This is a genomic window from Orrella sp. 11846 (genome assembly GCF_048820935.1).
Taxonomy (GTDB): Bacteria; Pseudomonadota; Gammaproteobacteria; order Burkholderiales; family Burkholderiaceae_B; genus Algicoccus.
Window position 1 is genome coordinate 83314 of sequence record NZ_JBMERD010000003.1, and the last position, 20603, is coordinate 103916.

The 20603-nt window shown below is 52.5% G+C and carries 15 protein-coding genes, 1 tRNA gene and 2 pseudogenes; 9 read left to right on the top strand and 9 right to left on the bottom strand.

Annotation, left to right across the window (positions count from 1 at the left end; genetic code table 11):
* Positions 1-41: 41 nt before the first annotated feature.
* Entirely contained in the window at positions 42-1958 is a 1917-nt protein-coding gene (gene thiC, locus ACOI06_RS03390; protein ID WP_420661100.1) for a phosphomethylpyrimidine synthase ThiC, read from the bottom strand.
* A gap of 154 nt (positions 1959-2112) precedes the next feature.
* Between thiC and ACOI06_RS03395 the strand changes: the two are divergent.
* Positions 2113-2439: pseudogene (locus ACOI06_RS03395) on the top strand (LysR substrate-binding domain-containing protein); the annotation flags it as partial.
* 127 nt (positions 2440-2566) lie between these two features.
* On the top strand, positions 2567-3175 hold the full coding sequence (locus ACOI06_RS03400; protein WP_420661262.1) for a LysR substrate-binding domain-containing protein: 609 nt from the start codon (positions 2567-2569) through the stop codon (positions 3173-3175).
* 53 nt (positions 3176-3228) lie between these two features.
* Here the strand turns inward: ACOI06_RS03400 and ACOI06_RS03405 are convergent.
* Positions 3229-5173 (bottom strand): annotated as a pseudogene (locus ACOI06_RS03405) (tyrosine-type recombinase/integrase).
* A gap of 226 nt (positions 5174-5399) precedes the next feature.
* Positions 5400-5475, bottom strand: a tRNA-Gly gene (locus ACOI06_RS03410).
* 135 nt (positions 5476-5610) lie between these two features.
* Here ACOI06_RS03410 and murB point away from each other — a divergent pair.
* The gene (gene murB / locus ACOI06_RS03415) at positions 5611-6666 is read left to right on the top strand and encodes a UDP-N-acetylmuramate dehydrogenase (RefSeq protein WP_420661101.1); all 1056 of its coding nucleotides are present in this window, start codon (positions 5611-5613) and stop codon (positions 6664-6666) included.
* Positions 6667-6675: 9 nt separating this feature from the next.
* Here murB and dapB read toward each other — a convergent pair whose 3' ends face one another.
* Together dapB and ACOI06_RS03425 are read right to left on the bottom strand one after the other, a co-directional pair.
* Positions 6676-7476: a 4-hydroxy-tetrahydrodipicolinate reductase gene (gene dapB, locus ACOI06_RS03420; protein ID WP_420661102.1), complete on the bottom strand. Its 801-nt coding sequence runs from the start codon at positions 7474-7476 to the stop codon at positions 6676-6678.
* A gap of 17 nt (positions 7477-7493) precedes the next feature.
* Positions 7494-8063 carry an outer membrane protein assembly factor BamE gene (locus ACOI06_RS03425; protein ID WP_420661103.1) on the bottom strand — a complete coding sequence of 190 codons (570 nt, stop codon included), beginning with the start codon at positions 8061-8063 and terminating at the stop codon, positions 7494-7496.
* Between the two features lie 81 nt (positions 8064-8144).
* Between ACOI06_RS03425 and fur the strand changes: the two genes are divergently transcribed.
* Positions 8145-8582: a ferric iron uptake transcriptional regulator gene (gene fur, locus ACOI06_RS03430; protein ID WP_420661104.1), complete on the top strand. Its 438-nt coding sequence runs from the start codon at positions 8145-8147 to the stop codon at positions 8580-8582.
* 49 nt (positions 8583-8631) lie between these two features.
* Here the strand turns inward: fur and recN are convergent, their stop codons facing one another.
* Together recN and ACOI06_RS03440 are read right to left on the bottom strand one after the other, a co-directional pair.
* Positions 8632-10284 carry a DNA repair protein RecN gene (gene recN / locus ACOI06_RS03435; protein WP_420661105.1) on the bottom strand — a complete coding sequence of 551 codons (1653 nt, stop codon included), beginning with the start codon at positions 10282-10284 and terminating at the stop codon, positions 8632-8634.
* A 4-nt stretch (positions 10285-10288) separates the two neighbouring features.
* Positions 10289-11188 carry an NAD kinase gene (locus tag ACOI06_RS03440; RefSeq protein WP_420661106.1) on the bottom strand — a complete coding sequence of 300 codons (900 nt, stop codon included), beginning with the start codon at positions 11186-11188 and terminating at the stop codon, positions 10289-10291.
* Between the two features lie 69 nt (positions 11189-11257).
* Between ACOI06_RS03440 and hrcA the strand changes: the two genes are divergently transcribed.
* The 5 genes from hrcA to dnaJ all read left to right on the top strand — a co-directional run bounded on the left by hrcA (position 11258) and on the right by dnaJ (position 17283).
* On the top strand, positions 11258-12274 hold the full coding sequence (gene hrcA / locus ACOI06_RS03445) for a heat-inducible transcriptional repressor HrcA (protein ID WP_420661107.1): 1017 nt from the start codon (positions 11258-11260) through the stop codon (positions 12272-12274).
* 68 nt (positions 12275-12342) lie between these two features.
* Positions 12343-13395 carry a ferrochelatase gene (gene hemH, locus ACOI06_RS03450; protein ID WP_420661263.1) on the top strand — a complete coding sequence of 351 codons (1053 nt, stop codon included), beginning with the start codon at positions 12343-12345 and terminating at the stop codon, positions 13393-13395.
* A 96-nt stretch (positions 13396-13491) separates the two neighbouring features.
* Positions 13492-14055, top strand: a complete 564-nt coding sequence (gene grpE / locus ACOI06_RS03455) for a nucleotide exchange factor GrpE (protein ID WP_420661108.1) — start codon at positions 13492-13494, stop codon at positions 14053-14055.
* 108 nt (positions 14056-14163) lie between these two features.
* Positions 14164-16089, top strand: coding sequence for a molecular chaperone DnaK (gene dnaK, locus ACOI06_RS03460; RefSeq protein ID WP_420661109.1), 1926 nt, complete (start codon positions 14164-14166; stop codon positions 16087-16089).
* Positions 16090-16173: 84 nt separating this feature from the next.
* A complete protein-coding gene (gene dnaJ / locus ACOI06_RS03465) occupies positions 16174-17283 on the top strand; it encodes a molecular chaperone DnaJ (protein WP_420661110.1) in 1110 nt (369 codons plus the stop codon).
* A 137-nt stretch (positions 17284-17420) separates the two neighbouring features.
* Here dnaJ and ACOI06_RS03470 read toward each other — a convergent pair whose 3' ends face one another.
* Both ACOI06_RS03470 and ACOI06_RS03475 read right to left on the bottom strand, forming a co-directional pair.
* Positions 17421-17741 (bottom strand): monooxygenase, encoded by a 321-nt coding sequence (locus ACOI06_RS03470; RefSeq protein ID WP_420661111.1) that lies wholly within the window; start codon positions 17739-17741, stop codon positions 17421-17423.
* 81 nt (positions 17742-17822) lie between these two features.
* Complete coding sequence (locus tag ACOI06_RS03475; RefSeq protein ID WP_420661112.1) at positions 17823-20603, bottom strand: M16 family metallopeptidase; 2781 nt, start codon at positions 20601-20603, stop codon at positions 17823-17825.

A 20603-nucleotide genomic window follows, 5' to 3' on the forward strand; every position in this document is an offset into this window, starting at 1 on the left:
CATACCGTGACTATGCTTCAACCAGATGGTCAGCATGCAGGTCATACTTTTTGATAAATTTTTGCTCCTTGCAAGATGAACTCCGCCGACTTGGCCGCCATGCCTTGCTCGATCGCAGCGGCCTCGTCCAGGCCGTGCTCGCTGGCGTAGTCGCGCACGTCCTGCGAGATCTTCATGCTGCAGAACTTGGGCCCGCACATGGAGCAAAAATGCGCCACCTTCATCGAGTCCTTGGGCAGGGTCTCATCGTGGAAGGCGCGCGCCGTGTCCGGATCCAAACCAAGGTTGAATTGATCTTCCCAACGGAATTCGAAGCGCGCCTTGGACAGGGCGTTGTCGCGAATCGCGGCGCCGGGATGGCCCTTGGCCAGGTCGGCGGCGTGCGCGGCGATCTTGTAGGTGATGATGCCGTCCTTGACATCCTGCTTGTTGGGCAGGCCAAGATGTTCCTTGGGAGTCACGTAGCACAGCATGGCCGTGCCGTACCAGCCGATCAGCGCCGCGCCAATGCCCGAGGTGATGTGGTCGTAGCCCGGCGCAATGTCGGTGGTCAGCGGCCCCAAGGTGTAGAACGGCGCTTCGTCGCAGTGCTTGAGCTGCATCTCCATGTTCTCGCGGATCAGGTGCATGGGCACGTGGCCGGGGCCTTCGATCATCACCTGTACGTCATGCTTCCAGGCCACCTGGGTCAACTCGCCCAGTGTGCGCAGCTCGGCGAACTGGGCTTCGTCGTTGGCGTCGTAGCCCGAGCCCGGGCGCAGGCCGTCACCGAGCGAAAAGCTGACGTCGTAAGCCTTCATGATCTCGCAGATGTCCTCGAAGTGCTCGTACAGAAAGCTTTCCTTGTGGTGCGCCAAACACCATTTGGCCATGATGGAGCCGCCGCGCGAAACGATGCCAGTCATGCGGCTGGCGGTCATGGGAACGAAGGGCAGGCGCACGCCGGCGTGGATGGTGAAATAGTCCACGCCCTGCTCGGCCTGCTCGATCAAGGTGTCGCGGAAGATTTCCCAACTCAAATCTTCGGCAACGCCTCCAACCTTTTCCAGCGCTTGGTAGATGGGCACCGTGCCAATGGGCACCGGCGCGTTGCGGATGATCCATTCGCGCGTCTCGTGGATGTTCTTGCCCGTGGATAGGTCCATCACGGTGTCGCCGCCCCAGCGAATGGCCCAAGTCATTTTTTCGACCTCTTCGCTGATGTCCGAACGGATCGCCGAATTGCCGATATTGGCGTTGACCTTGACCAGGAAGTTGCGGCCGATGGCCATGGGCTCGACTTCCGGGTGGTTGATGTTGGCAGGGATGATGGCGCGTCCGCGTGCCACCTCGTCGCGCACGAACTCGGGCGTCACGGCCTGTGGAATGGCTGCGCCGAAGGACTGGCCGGGGTGCTGGCGCGTGAGGCGCTCGACCAGCCGCGCGCCCTCCGGCCCCGCGCTGCGCAGGCTTTCGATGTACTGCTCGCGGCGCATGTTTTCGCGGATCGCAACGAACTCCATTTCGGGGGTGACGATGCCTTTGCGCGCGTAGTGCATCTGCGTCACGTTCGCGCCGGCACGCGCACGGCGCGCCGGCCGGGTGCGCGCAAACCGCAGCGCGTCCAGTTCGGTGTCGGACTGCCGTGCGCGGCCGTACTGGCTGCTCAGATCGGCCAGCTCCTCGGTGTCGCCGCGCTCCAGGATCCAGGGCAGGCGCGGTGCGTCCAGAAGACCCTTGCGGATGTCGATCGTCGCGTCGGGGTCGGTGTAGGGGCCGCTGGTGTCGTAGACCGTCAGCGGCGGGTTGGTCTCGCCGCCGAACAGGGTCGGTGTGTCATCCTGATGGATTTCACGGAACGGCACGCGGATGTCAGGGCGTGAACCTGTGACGTAGACCTTGTGCGAGCAGGGCAGCGAGGCAATGGCCGCCTGGTCGACGGCGGCGGCGCCGTGGATAACTGTCCTCATCAACGGCATTGATCACACCTTGATGTAATTCATCTCAGAAAAGCAAACAACAAAATGCTATAAAACAGAACTCAGCCTGTTATCGTTGATCTGGGATACACTCAAAAGCGGACATTTCTACTTGGGAGAAAACCGGACATTTCTATTTGGCCTTGACACCAGCTTGCGAGGCAGTTTGCGTATTGCGATATCTGATGGAGCGATCGATCTTCGACTATCGGAGTTTCTAGCACGCTGCCGGGCAGAAGAGCCGGACGTCGAGATTCGATTGTGTGAAGTTCCTTTGTCGGAACAATTGCGTGGGTTGCGGTCAGGAGATTTTGCGATTGGTTTCGCGCATACAGCGGAGGTCGGAGAGGGTATTGTGGCTGAACCAATTTGGAGAGATCCGCTGATGGTCGCTGTGCCCGCCAGACACGAATTACTGATCCACAAACAAATCCCATTCCAGGAAATAGGAAATCATCTAGTTGATTTATGTGACCCCCTGGTGTTTGCCAAATCAAGGCCAATTGTCGTAATCTTCATGGTGGACGCCCTCCTGAGCAATTGTGATAGATAACACCCTCACTGTAAGGCACTTTGATGCCGTAGCCTTAGGTAGGGGCGTCCATACCATTGCTTACGTAGCACCGGGCGTACCGTCATCACAATTCTCGATGCTTCTCGCGCGGCAACGTGCAGAGGAGCCAGACATCTCCCTCACGTTTTTCGAGGTTGCAAGCGACGTCCTTCTTGATGGGCTTCTTGCGGATCGCTACGACGTTGGGTTGACGCTTCAAGGGCATAGCGACCCGACCCTCAAAACGCAGCTCTTGTGGAAGGAGAACATGGCTGTCGCCATGTCGCCACAGTTCTATTTATCCGGCCAGGCAATGCTGACCATTGCCGACCTCCAAGGCTATCTCGTCTATCGCTGGCAGGCAGAGGCCTGTTCCCTGCTGGCTGAAAGGCTAACCTCCCTCCTGCCGGCAGACGAGAAGAGCATCGAGCAGGTAACCTCTTTCGAGATGATGGCGCTATGGGTTGCAGCCGGCTATGGTATCGGGGTATCCGCGCAATCACGCATCGAGCGCGCTCATGGATGGGGGATTGCCATGCGACCGCTGAGCGATGGCCCCTATCGGATTGGAACGTACCTACAGCGACCTTACAGGAAAACCAACCCAGTTGCCGAGCGCTTTGAACGTAGAGCGCTACAAATTGCCGGAGCAGGCTCAAGGTGATTGTATCCGTATGACCGGGAATTTCATTCCGGTCATACGCCGAAATGTGGTGACTAGACCTCCTCAAGCACCACTGCGCTATTCATAAGCCTATGGACGCGCTGCCGTACATCCTCGGGAATGGTCGGCGGGACAACGGCCCCGGGCACATCGGCTTGGTGTTGGTAGTCGCCCATGATGATCCGGATGACCGCAGGCACGTTGGTTGGCGTCACTGCATCAATGGCTGCGCGATCACCCAGATCAGGATCCGGCTGGGTCAGCAGCCGGTATAGGCCCCAAGGATCCGCGTGTGGACACTGTTTCATGAGCGCTTGGGCCAGCTTATGCTTGAGCGGCACAAGTTGCCAATCGGGAACCCGCTGCCCCCGGTTGCCCAGACTGATAGCCAGCAGCTTGCCGGCTTTCAGCTCGCGGTTGATCTGGTCTTTGGACTTCCCGGCCAGTTTGCCGAACAGCGGGACCGGCAGATTGTTCGGCGACTCATGGATGGTGAGTATTTCCTCTCGCTCGCGCTGGATGGCGGACACTTCTGGCTCCGGGGCATGCACCGGAGCCGGCGGCACCTGCGACAGCCGCTGGAACGTGATTCCGCCGCTGTTCGGCGTCACAACGATGGGCGTGGCTACCACGGGCGGCACACCAGGGACAGCAGGCTCGGCCATCATGGGGACCGAGCCCACCACTTCCTTCACTTCTACCATCGCCGGCACCCCGTCGATACGAATGGTCAGGTGAGCGCTCGCGGCTTCCACTTCGACCTGTTCAAGCAGGTCGAGGCGGTCGGCCCAGTCCTGCATCATGCGACGTCGTGGCTCCACGTACTTGGCGTGGTTGTAGGCCGAGCTGACCCTGTTGGGATCGGAGTGCGAAAGCTGTGCGTCCACCCAAATCTTCGGGTATCCGATCTCGTTGAGTGCGGTCGAAATGGTGCCGCGGATGCCGTGGCCGGTCAGGCGCCCCTCGTAGCCCATGAACTGCAAGGCCTTGTTGAGGGTGTTCTCGCTGATGCGCTTCTTGAGTTCGCTGCGGTGCGCCAGCAGGTACTTCTGTGCTGGCCGCATCACACCCAGCAGGTAGTGCACGACTTCGAGGGCCTGCACAGACAGGGGCACGATGTAGGGCGGGTACGTCCTGGGGGCGCTTGCCGGCCTTGCGCATCTCGTCCTGAAGCTGTTTGACGATCTGCGGCGGAATAATCCATATGCCGCGGTCGAGGTCGAATTGCTCAGGCTCAGCCAGCCGCAGCTCGCCCGTGCGCACCCCCGTCAGGAACAGCAGCCGGACGCCAAGCTGAGTTTGGTAGCCGCGGGGGTTGTAGCGCCGCAGCTTCTGAAGGAACTCGGGTAGCTCGGGCAAGTGGAGATAGGGGTTATGGGCCACTGGAGGCTTGGGTTCGGCCACCACGTCCAGGTCCGCGGCCGGGTTGATTTCCAGTCCCTCGGCGACAACCAGAGCATAGCGGAACATCTGGTTGAACCAGGTGCGAACCTTCTCGGCGGTGGTGAAAGCCTTGCGTTTCTCGATCGCCGCCAGCACGCCCAGGAGTTGGGGTCGGCGGATGTCGTAGATCGACATCTTTCCCAGGGTGGGCAGCACGTCCTTGTTGAAGATGCGCAGGATCTGCGAAAGCGTGCTTTGACGGCCTTCCTTGAGTTCCTTGCGGCGATGCTCGACCCAGGCATCGAAGACGTTCTTGAAGGTGTATTCCCCTGCCAGCTTGGCGGCGTGTCGCCGCTGGTCGTGTTCGATTTGGGGATCAATGCCCTTGGCGAGTAGAACCTGGGCCTTGTCCCGCTCGGCGCGGGCCTCGCGCAGGCTGAGGGCGGGATAGCTGCCCAGGGACATGTGCTTTTGCTTGCCCAGCCAGCAGTAACGGAAGATCCATGACTTGCCGCCTGCGGCAGAGACCATCAGGCTCAGGCAATCGTTGTCGTAGAGGGTGTAGCGTTTGCCGGCGGTCTTGGCCTGCCGGACGATCAGATCAGAGAGTGCCATTTCGAGGCTCCTAAGTGATGACTTAGGCCCTATGCTCGTCATGGTTCCCGCTCAGCTCCAGCAACTATCCGGAAGCCGCCTCACCCGTATTCCTGTGCCCAGATTGGCGCCTAAAAAAGGCTGGCTGTGGGTGGATTTCCGTGGCGCTCGCTGGAATGAAAAAAGGGGCCGAAGCCCCTCTTTTCAACGACTTACAGACGTCGGTGGAAGTCTGTAGATCATAACTTGGAGCGGGAAACGAGTCTCGAACTCGCGACCTCAACCTTGGCAAGGTTGCGCTCTACCAACTGAGCTATTCCCGCGTAACACTCGACAGTATAACCTATTTTCTAGATTTGTTACAAGCTTTATTTTTGTGGCCGCCGTTTTCGCAACACAACCAAAAAAAGAGTAACATCAACTGCGAAGAACGTAACTTTAACACAAAATTATTTCTAATGTCCAATTCGACAGAAAATTTGCCGCAAATTCACAACAAGCCCCTGCGTCACTCGGTTTCTATCCCAAATACCTTTGCCCTTAAAAGCCTGGCTTGCAATGCGCTTCTGATTGAAGAACGTGCTGATTTTGCACTGATTTCTGAGTATGCGCAGCAGCTGTCACCAGTCTATATTGTGGGCGGTGGGTCGAATTTGATCTTGCCGAACCAGCTCGGCGGTTTGGTGGTCTTGATGCGTCAACAAGATGTGCATTATTTGGGTGAGCAAGCTGCACATCACTACATCGATGTAGTCGCTGGTGAGGTATGGCACGATTGGGTGCTCTATGCTGAACAACAAGGTTGGCCGGGTTTAGAGAACTTGGCTTTGATTCCGGGGACGGTTGGTGCCGCTCCCGTTCAGAATATTGGCGCTTATGGTCTGGAAGTGGCTCAATTTATTGACAGTGTTGAAATCTGGGATATTGAGCAAGCTGTATTTCGGCGTTTGACCAGAGATGAATGCCAGTTTTCCTACCGAGATAGTGTGTTTAAAACGCCTCAAGGACAACAGTGGGTGATTGCATCTGTGCGTTTTGCGCTACCTGTGGATTGGCAACCCTGTTTGAATTACCCGGAATTACGTCGCGAGGTTTTGAGTTCACAGGGTGAAGAGACGCAGGTGCGTTCGAAGGATATTCTTCAAGCAGTGATTGATATTCGCCGTCGCAAGTTGCCTGATCCGTCTCAAATACCGAATGCGGGTAGTTTTTTTAAGAATCCAATTGTGAGTGCTGCGCAATATGAAAGTTTGCTCAGCAGCAACCCACAACTTGTGGCGTATGAGCAGCCTTCCGGAGAGTACAAATTAGCGGCTGGCTGGCTCATCGATCAATGTGGCTGGAAGGGGCGTGCGCTTGGAACTGTGCGTGTTCATCAAAACCAGGCTTTGGTCTTAACCAATACGGGCCATGCAAGTGCTTCTGATGTTGTGGCGATTGCACAAAAGATTCGTGCAGATGTTCAGGCCCGTTTTGGGGTGACGTTGGAGCAAGAACCCGTCAACTGGGCCTGAGAGCTGAATTTAGGACAAACCTAACACGTCCTGCATGGTGTAAAAGCCGGTGGTCTTGTCACCCAGAAAGCGTGCGGCACGCAAACTGCCTTGTGCGTAAGTCGCACGGCTACTGGATTTGTGAGTGATTTCAATACGTTCACCAGTACCGCAAAAGAAGGCTGTGTGATCTCCCACGATGTCACCACCGCGCACCACAGAAAACCCGATGGTGCCGTCTTCGCGTTCACCGGTATGACCTTCTCTAGCCCAAGTTGCGATGTCATTCAATGGCTTGCCCCAAGCGTTAGCAATCACTTCACCCATACCCAAGGCGGTTCCGGATGGTGCATCCACTTTGTGCTTGTGGTGTGCTTCAAAGATTTCTACATCGTAGCCACTGTCTAAAATTCTGGCGGCCACATCCAACAATTTAAAGAGTACGTTTACACCCACACTCATGTTGGGTGCAAAGACAATACCGATTGATTTTGCGGCGTCTTGAATTCGCTGCTTACCCGCTTCATCAAAACCTGTGGTGCCGATAATCATGTTGACTTTATGGGTCAGGCAAGCATCCAGATGGTTTAAAGTGCCTTCAGGACGAGTGAAGTCAATGAGGCAATCGGCTGCAGATAGATTGTCCAAATTGTCTGTCAGGATGACACCTGTTTGGATACCCAGAAAAGCACCAGCATCCTGACCTAAGGCTGGATTGCCTGCGTGTTCAAGGGCTGCAGCCAATGTGAAATGTTCGGGTTGTGCAAGTGTGGCTTCAATCAGTGCGCGGCCCATACGGCCGCTGGCACCGACAATAGCAAGTTTGATCATTCTTTCATTCTCTTTTGTCATTCGAGGGGCATCGGTTTTTGGTCAGGTACACCGGGTATGGCAAAGGGTTCACTAGACGGTGTGTTTGTGAGAACTTCACTGCCTAACGAAACACCCGGAACGATTTCAATTTCACCATCGGGTGCTTCTACACGCTCTTGATCCAATTCGACTTGAGCTTGTTCGGCTTGAGATTTCCAGACTTGTTCTTTGGCAATCTGGAAGGGCTCCATGGTTGGTTGAGGATCGCCTTCCCATGATGAAAGTAAATCGCCATCAAAGAAGACGCTAAAACGTCTGACCTCAGTTTTCCGGTTTGGATACTCATAGAAGTAGGGGTATTCCCAGCGATTGCTATGTAGAACGCTCGTTAACATGGGCGTACCCAGCGCGTAGCGGACTTGTTCGCGAGTCATTCCCTGAAAGAGCATTCCGACTTGCTGATCAGTGATCCAGTTGCCTTGTTGAGTGCCTGTCCGGTAAGGGAAACCCCATCGGTCAGAAGAACATCCTGCCGTCAGAACGGCGCAGCCCAGAACTAGGCCAGTCAGAATTCGTGTCAGGGGAGTGCGTTGACGAGACCTCACGAGTCACCTCTGTATTGTGATTTGCGTAAAACCGTTATCATAGGGCAAAAGGACACTGAACCAAATTAACTTGGAGAGAACGTGAACAATGAGAACGCACAGAGCGATCTGAAAACCGTCGGTTTGAAGGCCACGTACCCTCGGCTTAAAATTCTTGACGTGTTTCGGCGCTCCGAACAACGGCACTTAAGTGCTGAGGATGTCTATCGTCTTTTGATGAACGATAATGTGGAAATTGGTCTGGCAACGGTCTATCGGGTGCTCACTCAGTTTGAGCAAGCTGGCATTCTGACACGCAGTCAATTTGACGGCATCAAAGCAGTTTTTGAGCTCAATGATGGCGAACACCATGATCATCTGATTTGCACCAATTGTGGATTGGTTGAAGAGTTTTCTGATCCCGTGATTGAAACTCAACAGTATCAAATTGCCGAGGATCACGGTTTTGAGCTGGAAAGCCATGCCATGGTTTTATATGGCACATGCCCCGCTTGTCAGGAGCGACAAAAGCAGAAGTAAAAGTATGTGTCTAGCTTGCACGATTTACTTCGTGCAAGCTAGATGGACTTTAATTAAAGCGCGAAAGCATCTCTAACGCATGGTCACGCGTCGTTTGTGTGATTTCAACGCCACCTAATAGGCGCGCCAAGGCTTCGACACGCGCTTGCGTTGTCAGTAGGGCGTTGACTTCAGAGTACACGCCCTGATCGTCTTTTTGTTTGCTCACCATAAAGTAGTGATGCGCGCAACTGGCGACTTGCGGTAGGTGGGTCACGCACAGAACTTGTGCCTCTTGGCCGAGTTGGCGTAAAAGTTCACCGATTTTTTCTGCCACCGCGCCACTGACACCTACGTCAATTTCATCAAAAATCATGGTGCCAACCGCATTGGCTTGGCTCGCTAGAACCGAAAGTGCCAGACTAATTCGAGACAATTCACCCCCTGAAGCGACTTTGTTCATAGGTGCAGGGGTGGCTTTGTCGTGACCTGCGACTTTCAGTTGAATCCGGTCTGCGCCATACGCACCCGGTGTGGTGGGCTCAATTTCAATTAAAAACCGACCTTCGGGCATGCCAAGCTCACGAATCATCCGAGTCACTGATGTTTGCAAGGTTTTAGCGGCTTTTTGACGGCCTGCGGTGAGTTGGGTCGCCTGTGTGGTGTACGCCTTTTGTGCGTCGTCTAAGCGTGCTTCTAGTTGATCCAGATCTTGTGATTGCGCGAGTTCGTCAAGTGCCTGTTGATACGTTAGAAGTTGCTCTGGGAGCATTTCGGGCTCGCAACGATGTCTTCTGGCTGCATCAAACAGAGCGCGCATACGGCTTTCAGTTTGCGCCAGAAATTCCGGATCCAGGTCGAGTGCATCCAGATAACGCGAAAGGTCTGAGCGAGCTTCGCGCAAGCTAATACTGGCAGAATCCAGTGAGTTGACTAACTCCGAGAGGCTTGCGTCATGGCGCACCAAGTTCGACAGTTGCCCTAAAGCTTGATCGACGAGTTTTTGAGCACCGCTCTGTTCATCTTCGATGAGTTGGAGAGCCAGTTGCGCACCATCGAGTAAGGCCTGTCCATTGGAAAGACGAGCTTGTGCATCACTGATTTGTTGCCATTCGCCCGTTTGAATGGACAGCTGCTGTAAATCCTCGATTTGTTGCGTGAGGTTCTTTCTTTTTTCTTCGTTTTGGCTCTGATCTTGCATGGCGCGCTCGAGTAAACGTTGCGCTGCCTGCCACTGCTGCCAATGGGTGGAAACCTCGTCACGCAATCCGATCAGGTTCGCGAACTCATCAATCATGTCACGTTGATTGTCTGGTTGCAGGAGTCGTTGATGCGCGTGTTGACCATGGATGTCGACAAGGCGTTCGCCAAGTTCACGCAGTTGACTGATGGTCGTGGGGGTGCCGTTGATGTAGGCCCGACTTTTACCTTGTTCATCGAGCACCCGACGTAAAACTAAAACCTCGTCACCTTCTAGATCCAGACTGCTTAACCAGTCATTAATCTCGGGTGAGCTGTCAAATACCGCGGTGACTTGGGCTTTAGATGCACCAGGTCGAATTACACTGGTACTTGCGCGTGCACCAAGGATGAGACTGAGAGCATCGACCAGAATGGATTTACCGGCACCCGTTTCACCTGTCAGAACTGACAAGCCCGTCTCAAAGGACAGCGTGAGTTCCCGGACTATCACAAAGTCTTGTATGGACAGTTCACGCAGCATGATCTTATTCCTCTTCGTTGCCAGTGGCTGGCAGTCGATTCCAATCGAGTTTTTTGCGCAATGTGGTAAAGAAACTGTAGCCGTGCGGATGAATAAATTTCACTTCACTTTCGGCGCGTTGCACCTGGATTTGGTCACCTAATTGCAAGTCAGACCAGGTTTGCATGTCGAAGTGCACACTGGCTCCCGTGTCGGTGCGACTCATGGCGAGTACAGTGAGCGTCACCTGGCTAGTATCAGGCAGCACAATAGGTCGATTGGAGAGCGTTTGTGGCGCAACGGGTACGAGTAGGAGCGCGCGAATAGACGGATGGAGAATCGGCCCCATGGCGGACAGTGCGTAGGCCGTGGAGCCAGTTGGACTGGAGACGATCAGACCGTCGGCTCGAACGGTAAACATGAAGTGGTTATCCACATCAGCCTGAACTTCAATCATGCCGCCACGCCCAGCACGGTTTAGAACGACATCATTTAAAGCCGTGGCTTGATATAGGCACTGTCCATCCCGAATGATCTTGCCTTCTAGCAGGAGTCTGGATTCGATTTCGTATTGTCCGCTTAGTAAATTATGGATGGCGGTACTCGTATGTTGAAGTGGAATGTCGGTGATAAAGCCCAAGCGTCCATGGTTAATTCCCGCAACGGGTACACCGCTTGGTGCAAGGTTTCGGGCCGCGGCTAGCATCGTGCCATCACCACCCAGCACAATCGCCAGATCGGCGCGCAATCCGATTTCTTCGTAACTGGCAACTGGATAAGCCGTTAAATCTGTGTTTTTAGCGGTTTCACGCTCAATCAAGATCGTGCGTCCAGCCGCTTCGATTTGCTGTGCCAGCGCATGCAAATGCGCAGCCAGCTTTGAGTCTTGATATCGTCCGATCAGCGCAACAGTACGAATTTCCATACGAACCTTGTGGTAACAATGAGTCTCTAGCGTGATTATAGAGAGTAGAGCGGTACAATCTGAAGTGATATGGATGATCGTGCACATACGCTACTAAAAGCGCTCATTGAAAAATACATCGCTGAAGGCCAGCCGGTGGGCTCGCGTGCGCTCTCAAAAGTCTTTGATTTGTCAGCCGCCACGATTCGTAATGTCATGGCGGATCTGGAAAGCGCAGGGTTGATCGCCAGTCCACACACCTCGGCCGGACGGATTCCAACGCCTCGTGGCTATCGTTTGTTTGTCGATAGCATGCTGGCGTCGCAGCCTTTCGAATGGAGCCCTACGGAGGCGCTTTCTGAAAGCTTGCCTTCGACCGATCCGGCACAAGCAGTGGCTGCAGCCGCTTCCTTATTGTCGAATATGACGCAGTTCGCCGGTGTCGTATTAGCACCACGGCGCTCACAAGTGTTTCAACAAATTGAGTTTATAAGCCTGTCACCACGTCGCATTCTGTTGGTTATTGTGACCCCCGATGGTGATGTGCAAAACCGGATTCTGTTGATGTCTCGCGACTATTCTGGTGCTGAGCTCACGCAGGCGAGTAATTTCTTTAATCACCACTTTAGCGGCATGGAGTTTGCACAGGTGCGAGACTCCATGCAGCAAGAGTTACGTCAGTTGCGTGAAGACTTATCACGCTTGATGCTCGCCGCTGTCGAGGCAGGTTCTCAAGAGCCTGATGATGCGCAGTCGGTGGTCATTTCGGGTGAGCGTCGTTTGCTGGATGTGAGTGATTTGTCTTCTGATTTGGAACGTTTGCGTCGCACGTTCTCTGTGTTTGAGCAAAAGACCGAATTGCTTCGATTACTCGATGCCAGTCGTTTGGCACAGGGCGTCAAAATCTATATCGGTGGTGAATCGAGTTTGGTGCCTTCTGAGGACTTATCGGTTGTCACCGCACCTTATGGGGTCAACGGTCAGATTGTCGGTACGCTCGGGGTCATCGGCCCAACCCGTATGGCTTATGAGCGCGTGATTCCCATTGTTGATATTACGTCTCGTTTGCTCTCCAATGCACTTAGTCAGCATTCAATCGCACGTTAAATAGGATCGATGTACGCATTCATGTTGAGTGGCGTGTCGTATCCGTCTAGAGGTTGGTTGTGTCAGAAATTTTTCATCAAGAACCCGCTTCGGGAGCCTGTTATACCGTAGAAGCTGCGCCGATTGGTGTGCTCGTTGTTAATTTGGGGACGCCAGATCAGCCGACCGCCTCGGCGATCCGACGTTATTTGCGAGAGTTTTTACTCGACCCCCGAGTCGTTGAAATTCCAAAGCTTCTCTGGTGGCCTATTTTGAATGGCCCTGTCCTTACATTTCGACCTGGCAAACTCGTTGATCGCTATGCGGGTATCTGGTTAGAAGAGGGTTCACCTTTGTTGGTGCACACCTGTCGGCAAGCACAAGGCGCAGCACAACGTTTGCGTGAAAAAGGGTATTCGGTCGTGGTGGAAGTCGGGATGCGCTATGGCAATCCCAGTCTTGAACACGCGTGGAAGAAGTTGTTAGATCAAGGCTGTGAGCGAATTTTTACCGTCATGTTGTATCCCCAATATGCAGCCAGCACCACGGCGACTGCTGTGGATGCGATTACGCGCCTAGCCAGTCGTGAGCGCAATCAGCCCGAGATGCGTTTTATTAAGCAGTTTGCAGATTTTGAGCCGTATATTGAGGCGATGGCACAAAAGGTTGAGACCAGCTGGGTGCAAGATGGTCGTCCTGAGTGTTTGGTCATGAGCTTTCATGGACTGCCTAAACGCAGTGTGGAGTTGGGTGATCCCTATGAAAAAGATTGTTATGTCACTGCGCACGCTTTAGCTAAACGTCTTGGATTAGCCCAAGAAAACTATCGCGTCACGTTCCAAAGCCGTTTTGGTCCGAGTCAATGGCTAGAGCCCTATACCGAGCCGACTTTAATTGAAATGGCCAAGTCAGGTGTATCGTCTGTCGATGTGATCTGTCCTGGGTTTTTGGCGGACTGTCTTGAAACTGTGGAAGAAATTGCGATCGAATGTCGTGATGCTTTTCTGAACGCTGGGGGCAAGCAGTTCCGCTTTATCCCTTGTTTGAATGATGATCCACTCTGGGTTGAAGGTCTCACAGCGTTGATTCAGCAGCATATTCAGGGCTGGCCGGGTGTTCCTATCCCAACTGAGTGTGCCTAAAAAGAAAACTGAAAAATCATTTTGCCTAGACGCTTGAAATACCAAAACCCATCCCCATATTGTTGAATATCGACTATTTTTCTGGAGAATACGCGAATGACTTCGCAACATGATGCCAACTCACCACAGGATCCCAATGTCCCACAGGATGCGTTTGATCAAAATGATCAGGTGCAGGATGCAGATGGTTTGCTGCAAGACGAAGACGTTGTTTTGTCAGATCAAATTCAGGAGTTAGAGGCGCAACTGGCCGAAGCGAAAGACATGGCTTTGCGTGCGCACGCTGAATCAGAAAACATTCGTCGTCGTTCGCAAGAAGAAGTAGCTAAAACACGTAAGTTTGCCATTGAATCTTTTGCTGAGAGCTTAGTGCCGGTGCGTGACAGCCTTGAGGCTGCATTGGCGCAAAAAGAACAGACCCTAGAGTCTTTGGTTGAAGGTGTTGAAACAACACTCAAACAATTGAATGGGGCTTTTGAGCGCCATCACTTAAAAGAAATCGCCCCCGAAGTGGGTGACCGTTTTGATCCGCATCTGCATCAAGCGATTGCCAGTGTGCCTGCAGAACAGCCTTCAAACACTGTCGTGACCGTATTGCAAAAGGGCTATCTCATCACCGATCGGGTCCTCAGACCTGCTTTGGTGACGGTTGCCAGCTAAAGTTTTTTGCGGATTTGGAAGAACAGGGCTTGAAATCTGAAAAATCATCCCCATCTGCTAGTTATCTGAATTTAACGAATTGAAATCACATACGTGACGGAGTCTCGAATGAGTAAAATTATTGGAATTGACCTGGGAACCACCAACAGTTGCGTCTCAATTGTTGATGGCGATCAGACAAGAATTATTGAAAACGCGGAAGGTGCGCGTACAACACCTTCGATCGTGGCCTATCAGGACGATGGTGAGATTTTGGTGGGTGCACCGGCTAAACGCCAGGCAGTAACTAACCCTAAAAATACTTTGTACGCAGTCAAGCGTTTGATCGGTCGTCGTTTTAACGAAAAAGCCGTTCAGAAAGACATCGAGTTGATGCCTTATGCCATCGTTGAAGCAGAAAACGGTGACGCATGGGTTGAGGCTCAAGGCAAGAAAATGGCGCCTGCACAGGTGTCTGCAGACGTTTTGCGTAAAATGAAAAAAACGGCTGAAGACTATCTGGGTGAGCCAGTCACTGAAGCAGTGATTACAGTGCCTGCTTACTTTAACGACAGTCAGCGTCAGGCCACCAAAGATGCAGGTCGTATCGCTGGTTTGGATGTGAAGCGCATCATCAACGAACCGACGGCTGCTGCTTTGGCTTTTGGGATGGACAAGTCCGAGAAGGGCGATCGCAAGATTGTGGTCTATGACTTGGGTGGTGGTACGTTTGACGTGTCCATCATCGAAATCGCAGACGTTGACGGCGAGAAGCAGTTTGAAGTGCTGTCGACCAACGGTGATACGTTCCTCGGTGGTGAAGACTTTGACCAGCGCATCATTGACTACGTGATTGACGAGTTCAAGAAAGAGCAAGGTGTGGATCTGTCGAAAGACGTGCTGGCTCTGCAGCGCTTGAAAGAAGCCGCAGAAAAAGCCAAGATCGAACTGTCTTCAACTCAGCAGACCGAATTGAACCTGCCCTATATTACGGCCGATGCATCAGGTCCAAAGCACTTGAACCTGAAAATCACACGCGCCAAGTTGGAATCATTGGTTGAGGATTTGATTGATCGCACTATTGAGCCTTGCCGTATTGCCATCAAAGACGCCGGTATCAAAGCCAGCGAAATTGATGACGTGATTCTGGTCGGTGGTATGACGCGTATGCCGATGGTTCAAGAGAAAGTCAAAGCGTTCTTTGGTAAAGAGCCACGTAAAGACGTGAACCCAGATGAAGCGGTAGCCGCAGGTGCTGCCATTCAAGGTTCGGTGCTTTCGGGTGACCGTAAAGACGTGTTGTTGTTGGACGTGACACCTTTGTCGCTCGGTATTGAAACACTGGGTGGCGTGATGACGAAGATGATCACTAAAAACACCACGATCCCAACACGTTACGCACAGACGTTCTCAACGGCCGATGACAATCAGCCAGCTGTGACCATTAAAGTGTTCCAAGGTGAACGTGAAATTGCATCTGGTAACAAGCTGCTGGGTGAGTTCAACTTGGAAGGTATCGCACCGGCACCGCGTGGTACACCACAGATTGAAGTGACGTTTGACATTGATGCGAACGGAATTGTGCACGTCTCTGCCAAAGATAAAGCCACTGGCAAAGAGAACAAGATCACAATTCAGGCAAACTCGGGTCTGACTGAAGCAGAAATCGAGCGCATGGTGAAGGATGCCGAAGCGAACCAGGCAGAAGACCATCGCTTGGCAGAACTGGCTCAGAGTCGTAACACAGCCGATGCGCTGGTGCACAGCACACAGAAGTCATTGACTGAATACGGCGATAAGCTGGAAGCTGCAGAGAAAGAAGCGATTGAAGCTGCCATCACAGAGCTTGAGCAAGCGCTTAAGGATAATGCCGACAAAGAAGAGTTGGATGGTAAAACTGAGAAGCTCGCAACCGCTGCTCAGAAACTCGGCGAAAAGATGTATGCCGATATGCAACAGCAGGAAGGTCAAGCGCAAGGTGATGCGGGCCAAGCTGCACAGGATGACGATGTTGTGGATGCTGACTTTACCGAAGTCAAGCGTGACGACAAGTAATTCCTGAATTGTTAAGTTGTGCGAGCCCGGAGCTTTCTAAGGAAGGATCCGGGCGTTGCTTTTTAATCCATCTGAAAGACCGTCATGTCAAATCGAGATTTTTACGAAGTGCTGGGTGTGAGCCAGCAAGCCTCCGATAACGAAATCAAAAGAGCTTACCGCAAGCAAGCTATGCGCTGGCATCCTGATCGAAATCAGGACAACCCCAAGGCTGAAGAAGAGTTTAAAGCGGTTCAAAAAGCTTATGAGGTGTTGTCAGACCCGCAGACGCGCGCCGCTTACGACCGGTATGGGCACGCTGGTGTTGAGGGTGGCCCAGGCGGTATGGGCGGTGGTGCGGATTTCTCAGGTGCGTTTGGCGACATTTTCAGTGAGATCTTTGGTGGCGGACGCCGTGGCGCTTCTCAAGCCTACCGTGGTGCCGATTTAAAGTATTCGCTAGATATTACGCTGGAGCAGGCTGCCGCAGGTCTCAAAACCGAAATACGTGTGCCGAGTTGGGATGATTGTGAAACTTGTGACGGTTCTGGCGTAAAGCCCGGCACTTCACCAGTTACGTGTAGCACATGTCATGGCGCAGGTGCCGTGCGCATGCAGCAAGGTTTTTTCAGTGTCCAGCAGACTTGTCCAACTTGTCACGGCAGTGGCCAAGAGATCAAAGAGCCTTGTACCGCGTGCCATGGGGCAGGACAGATTCGACGCCAGAAAACGCTGGAGGTGAATATTCCAGCTGGGATTGATTCCGGTATGCGAATCCGTTCCAGTGGCAACGGTGAGCCGGGTGTGCGTGGTGGGCAGCCGGGCGATTTGTTTGTGGAAGTGAATATCAAACCTCATGATATTTTCCAGCGCGATGGCGATGACTTGCATTGTGAGGTTACGGTGCCATTCACAACAGCTGCATTAGGTGGCGATATTCAAGTCCCAACCTTGTCAGGTAAAGCTGAGATTACGATTCCGGATGGCACGCAGTCTGGTAAGACATTCAGATTGCGCAGTAAAGGTATCAAAGGCGTGCGTTCAGGCTTTCCTGGTGATTTGTACTGCCATATTCAGGTTGAAACCCCTGTGCGTCTGACCGAGAAACAAAAAGAAATCTTGCGTGAGTTTGAGAAGTCGCTGGGCGAAGGCGGCGAGCGTCATACGCCTCAAAGCAAATCTTGGACTGATCGTGTCAAGGAGTTTTTTAGCTAATCATCTTTAGATGGCCCTATCTCACCCGCTTAGGTAGGCTAAACGAGCGAGACAGATTAAGCGGACAGAGTGCACAGGATTGTGATTGTGTGACCTGTCCGTTTTTTATACCTAGGACTTGTGCTTAAGACTTAAATTTAAGCCTTAAGCAATTCCAGTGGAAAATGATTTGTCATTGACAAAGGCACATTGGCATCAAAGACTTGGCTTTGAATGCCGTCAATCCCAAACGAGGTCAGTCGTTCTGTATGCATGGCTAAATAACGATTGAGCGCATCTTCGTTTGCAAACGCATACCAGCCGCCAGCGCGCTTTGTCTGGGCGTTTTCTGTCCAGACCTTCCACAACAAACCATCTTCCGTTGCAATGCTTTCGGCAAGCGCCTGAAAGGCCTCAGTCATGTCTTGTCCGAAAGGGCCTTGGGTCGGAAAATCAATTTGCAATAGCTTAGTTGTCATCATAAGGCTCCTATTTATGACCCTGATCCCTCTTTGTGAGAGAGATCAGGGTAACCGAGTCAAAAAGTGAACGACTTGGGGTTAGGGTGTCGTGCTTTTGGTTTGTGATTTTGCAAAATCACCGGCAAAGGCTTGTACCAAATCTTCAGCTTTGAGGTATTGACGTAATGCGTCATTGACTTCATCGAGCGTCAAGGTTTGAAGACGGTCGTCAAACGCTTGTGCAAATGCAAATGTACGATTTGTCTCAAGGTAGCTCTGCCAGATTGAGGCTAGCGTCGCGTCACGTGTGCGTGACAGTGCACGTAAATTCAGCAAACCCACTTTACCGGTTTCAAGCTCTTCCTCAGTGAAGCCTTCACGTTGCGCACGTTCCAGTTCTTCGTTGAGTGCGACACGCAATTTGGCCAGATTTTCGGGCGCATAAATGGCATAGAGTGACCAAACAGCGCTTGGTTCGAAGGCCGATGCGCGTACAGCGCTGCCCACACCGTAGGACAAACCTTCGATGTCGCGGATTCGTGTCCAAAGACGCGAGCTGTGGGATTGACCCAGCAAGAAGTTAGCCATCACGAGGGCAGGGTAATGTGGGTCTGTGTCCTGCAAGGCAATGGGCAGACGAGCCAGATAAAACGCATTGGCTTTGTCGGGTGTTTCCAAAATAAATTGATGCGGTTTAACAGCCTCATATGGGTCTGAAAGTCGTGTGTATTTCGGTGCACGTTTCCAGTCTGAGAGCTGTGTTTGTAGGACGTTTTCAACCACTTCGGGCTCGAATTCACCAACCACTGAAACGGAAATCTCACCATTACCATAAAACTGTGTATGGAAGTCTACGAGATCATCCCGCGAGACTTGCTGAATACGATCTAACGATTCCTCGAAGGTCGGTGCATAACGCAGATCATCTTTGGGCCATGGGTTTTCATAGCGATCCAAAGCATTCTGAGCAATGGCTTCAGGTTCTGACATGGACTTCTGGATGTATGTCACGAGACGTTTTGATACTTCGTCGAATTGATCTTGTTCAAAGGAGGGGGTTTTGAGCATTTCGACTGCCAGCTCCAAAGCCTCTTTGAGCGTATCTTTGCGACTTGAAATTTGCATTTCAACCGTGGTGCCGCGACCACTCACAGCGATTTGTGAATCTAGTTTGTCCAGATGATCGGAGATGGCCTGGCGAGACAATTGCTGAGTGCCATACGCTAAAGTTTCTGCGGTTAAAACAGAGACTGCGGCTTTACCTTTCAAGGTCTCAGCATCACCGAATTGCACTGAAATGAGTGCGGTGACCCGGTCACCCCGTGTTGGCTTAGGAAGCAAGGCGAGCTTGATCGTGCCGCTAGGCAGGTTCAAGAGCTTGCGCTGGGTTTGTGCATCCAAGTTGGCCGTTGATGTATCGAATGCCTGACTAATGGCATCCATGCTCTCGGACTCGTAGTCTTTCAGGAGAGCCGATAAGTCTTGGGGCTCAAAAGCAGGTGCTCGTACAGGTTTGTCAGTTGGGATATATAAACCCTCTGTGCGATTGGACGGCACAAAATACTTTTCTGCGGCAGACTGTACTTGTTCGAGTGAAACGGCTTTGACCGCATCACGTTGTTGAAAGAACAAGCGCCAATCACCTTTGGCAATGTATTCGGTCAGACGCACGCCCACGCGAGAAATATCGCTATAAAGCTGATTCCAACCGTTGAGCCATTGTTGTTTTGCGCGATCCAGATCTTCCTGTGTGAAAGGCTTTTGTGAAATATCGGCAACGACTGTGTTGAGGATGTTAAGCACCTTCTCAGGCTCTTGGTCATCAGGCAACATAGCACCAAATAGGGCCACGTGAGGATCTTTGTTGTTGGATGCTGATCCGAACACATCGGTTGCCAGACCTGTTGGCACGAGTGCTTTGTAAAGGGGGCCTGAAGGCGTGTCTGCCAGAATATTGGTCGCCATGACAACGGCTGCGAAGTCTGGGTGCGCACCTTGAGGAATGTGATAGATTGTGGCCACTAAAGGTGTGCCGCCTGTGCGTCTGAGGGTGACACGGCGCTCACCATCCTGAACCGGTTCAATCGTGTATTCCCTAGGCAAAACACGATCAGGGCGGGCGATCGGTGAAAATGCATCGGCAATGACGTCTAACGTTTGCTGGACATCGAATTTACCGGCCACGACTAACACGGCATTGTCGGGTTGGTAGTACATACGGTAAAAATCGCGCAATTGTTCGATGTCGACGTTTTCAACATCTGAGCGTGCACCAATGACGGCATTGCCGTAGTTATGCCATTGGTATGCCGCGGATGTCATTTTTTGTAACAACATGGACGAGGGACTGTTTTCGCTTTGTTCCATCTCGTTACGCACAACCGTCATTTCTGAGTCGAGATCTTCACGCAAAATCATGGCATTGACCATGACGTCCGCTTGCCAGCGGATGTACCAGTCTAAAGTCTCGGGATTGGCTGTAAAGCTTGCAAAATAGTTGGTGCGATCATCCCAAGTTGTGCCATTGGCTTGCAGGCCGCGCTTAGAAAACTCACCGAGTGCATTTTTAAGGGTGGGTGTTCCTTTGAAAAGCATGTGCTCAAGCAAATGTGCCATCCCGGTCTGACCATAGTTCTCGTGACGAGCACCGACCAGATACGTCATGTTGACAGTGACGGATGCATTGGTGTCGTCTGGTGCGAGTAGGACGGTTAAACCATTGTTTTTAAGCTTGTATTCGGTGATACCTTCGTAGTGACGTATTTCTTCCACATCAGGCGGTAAGGTCAATGCCTGAGCAGTAAAAGGATTGAGTAACAGTGCGATCAAGCAAAGGCTGATCAGCCACCACGACGTTTGACGCGCAGTTTGGTCTTGCAT

What these genes read in the sequence shown, in the direction of transcription:
- thiC (WP_420661100.1), bottom strand. Translation starts at nt 1,958, where the DNA reads ATGCCGTTGATGAGGACAGTTATCCACGGCGCCGCCGCCGTCGACCAG.
- murB (WP_420661101.1), top strand. Translation starts at nt 5,611, where the DNA reads ATGTCCAATTCGACAGAAAATTTGCCGCAAATTCACAACAAGCCCCTG.
- dapB (WP_420661102.1), bottom strand. Translation starts at nt 7,476, where the DNA reads ATGATCAAACTTGCTATTGTCGGTGCCAGCGGCCGTATGGGCCGCGCA.
- recN (WP_420661105.1), bottom strand. Translation starts at nt 10,284, where the DNA reads ATGCTGCGTGAACTGTCCATACAAGACTTTGTGATAGTCCGGGAACTC.
- ACOI06_RS03440 (WP_420661106.1), bottom strand. Translation starts at nt 11,188, where the DNA reads ATGGAAATTCGTACTGTTGCGCTGATCGGACGATATCAAGACTCAAAG.
- hrcA (WP_420661107.1), top strand. Translation starts at nt 11,258, where the DNA reads ATGGATGATCGTGCACATACGCTACTAAAAGCGCTCATTGAAAAATAC.
- grpE (WP_420661108.1), top strand. Translation starts at nt 13,492, where the DNA reads ATGACTTCGCAACATGATGCCAACTCACCACAGGATCCCAATGTCCCA.
- dnaK (WP_420661109.1), top strand. Translation starts at nt 14,164, where the DNA reads ATGAGTAAAATTATTGGAATTGACCTGGGAACCACCAACAGTTGCGTC.
- dnaJ (WP_420661110.1), top strand. Translation starts at nt 16,174, where the DNA reads ATGTCAAATCGAGATTTTTACGAAGTGCTGGGTGTGAGCCAGCAAGCC.
- ACOI06_RS03470 (WP_420661111.1), bottom strand. Translation starts at nt 17,741, where the DNA reads ATGACAACTAAGCTATTGCAAATTGATTTTCCGACCCAAGGCCCTTTC.
- ACOI06_RS03475 (WP_420661112.1), bottom strand. Translation starts at nt 20,603, where the DNA reads ATGCAAGACCAAACTGCGCGTCAAACGTCGTGGTGGCTGATCAGCCTT.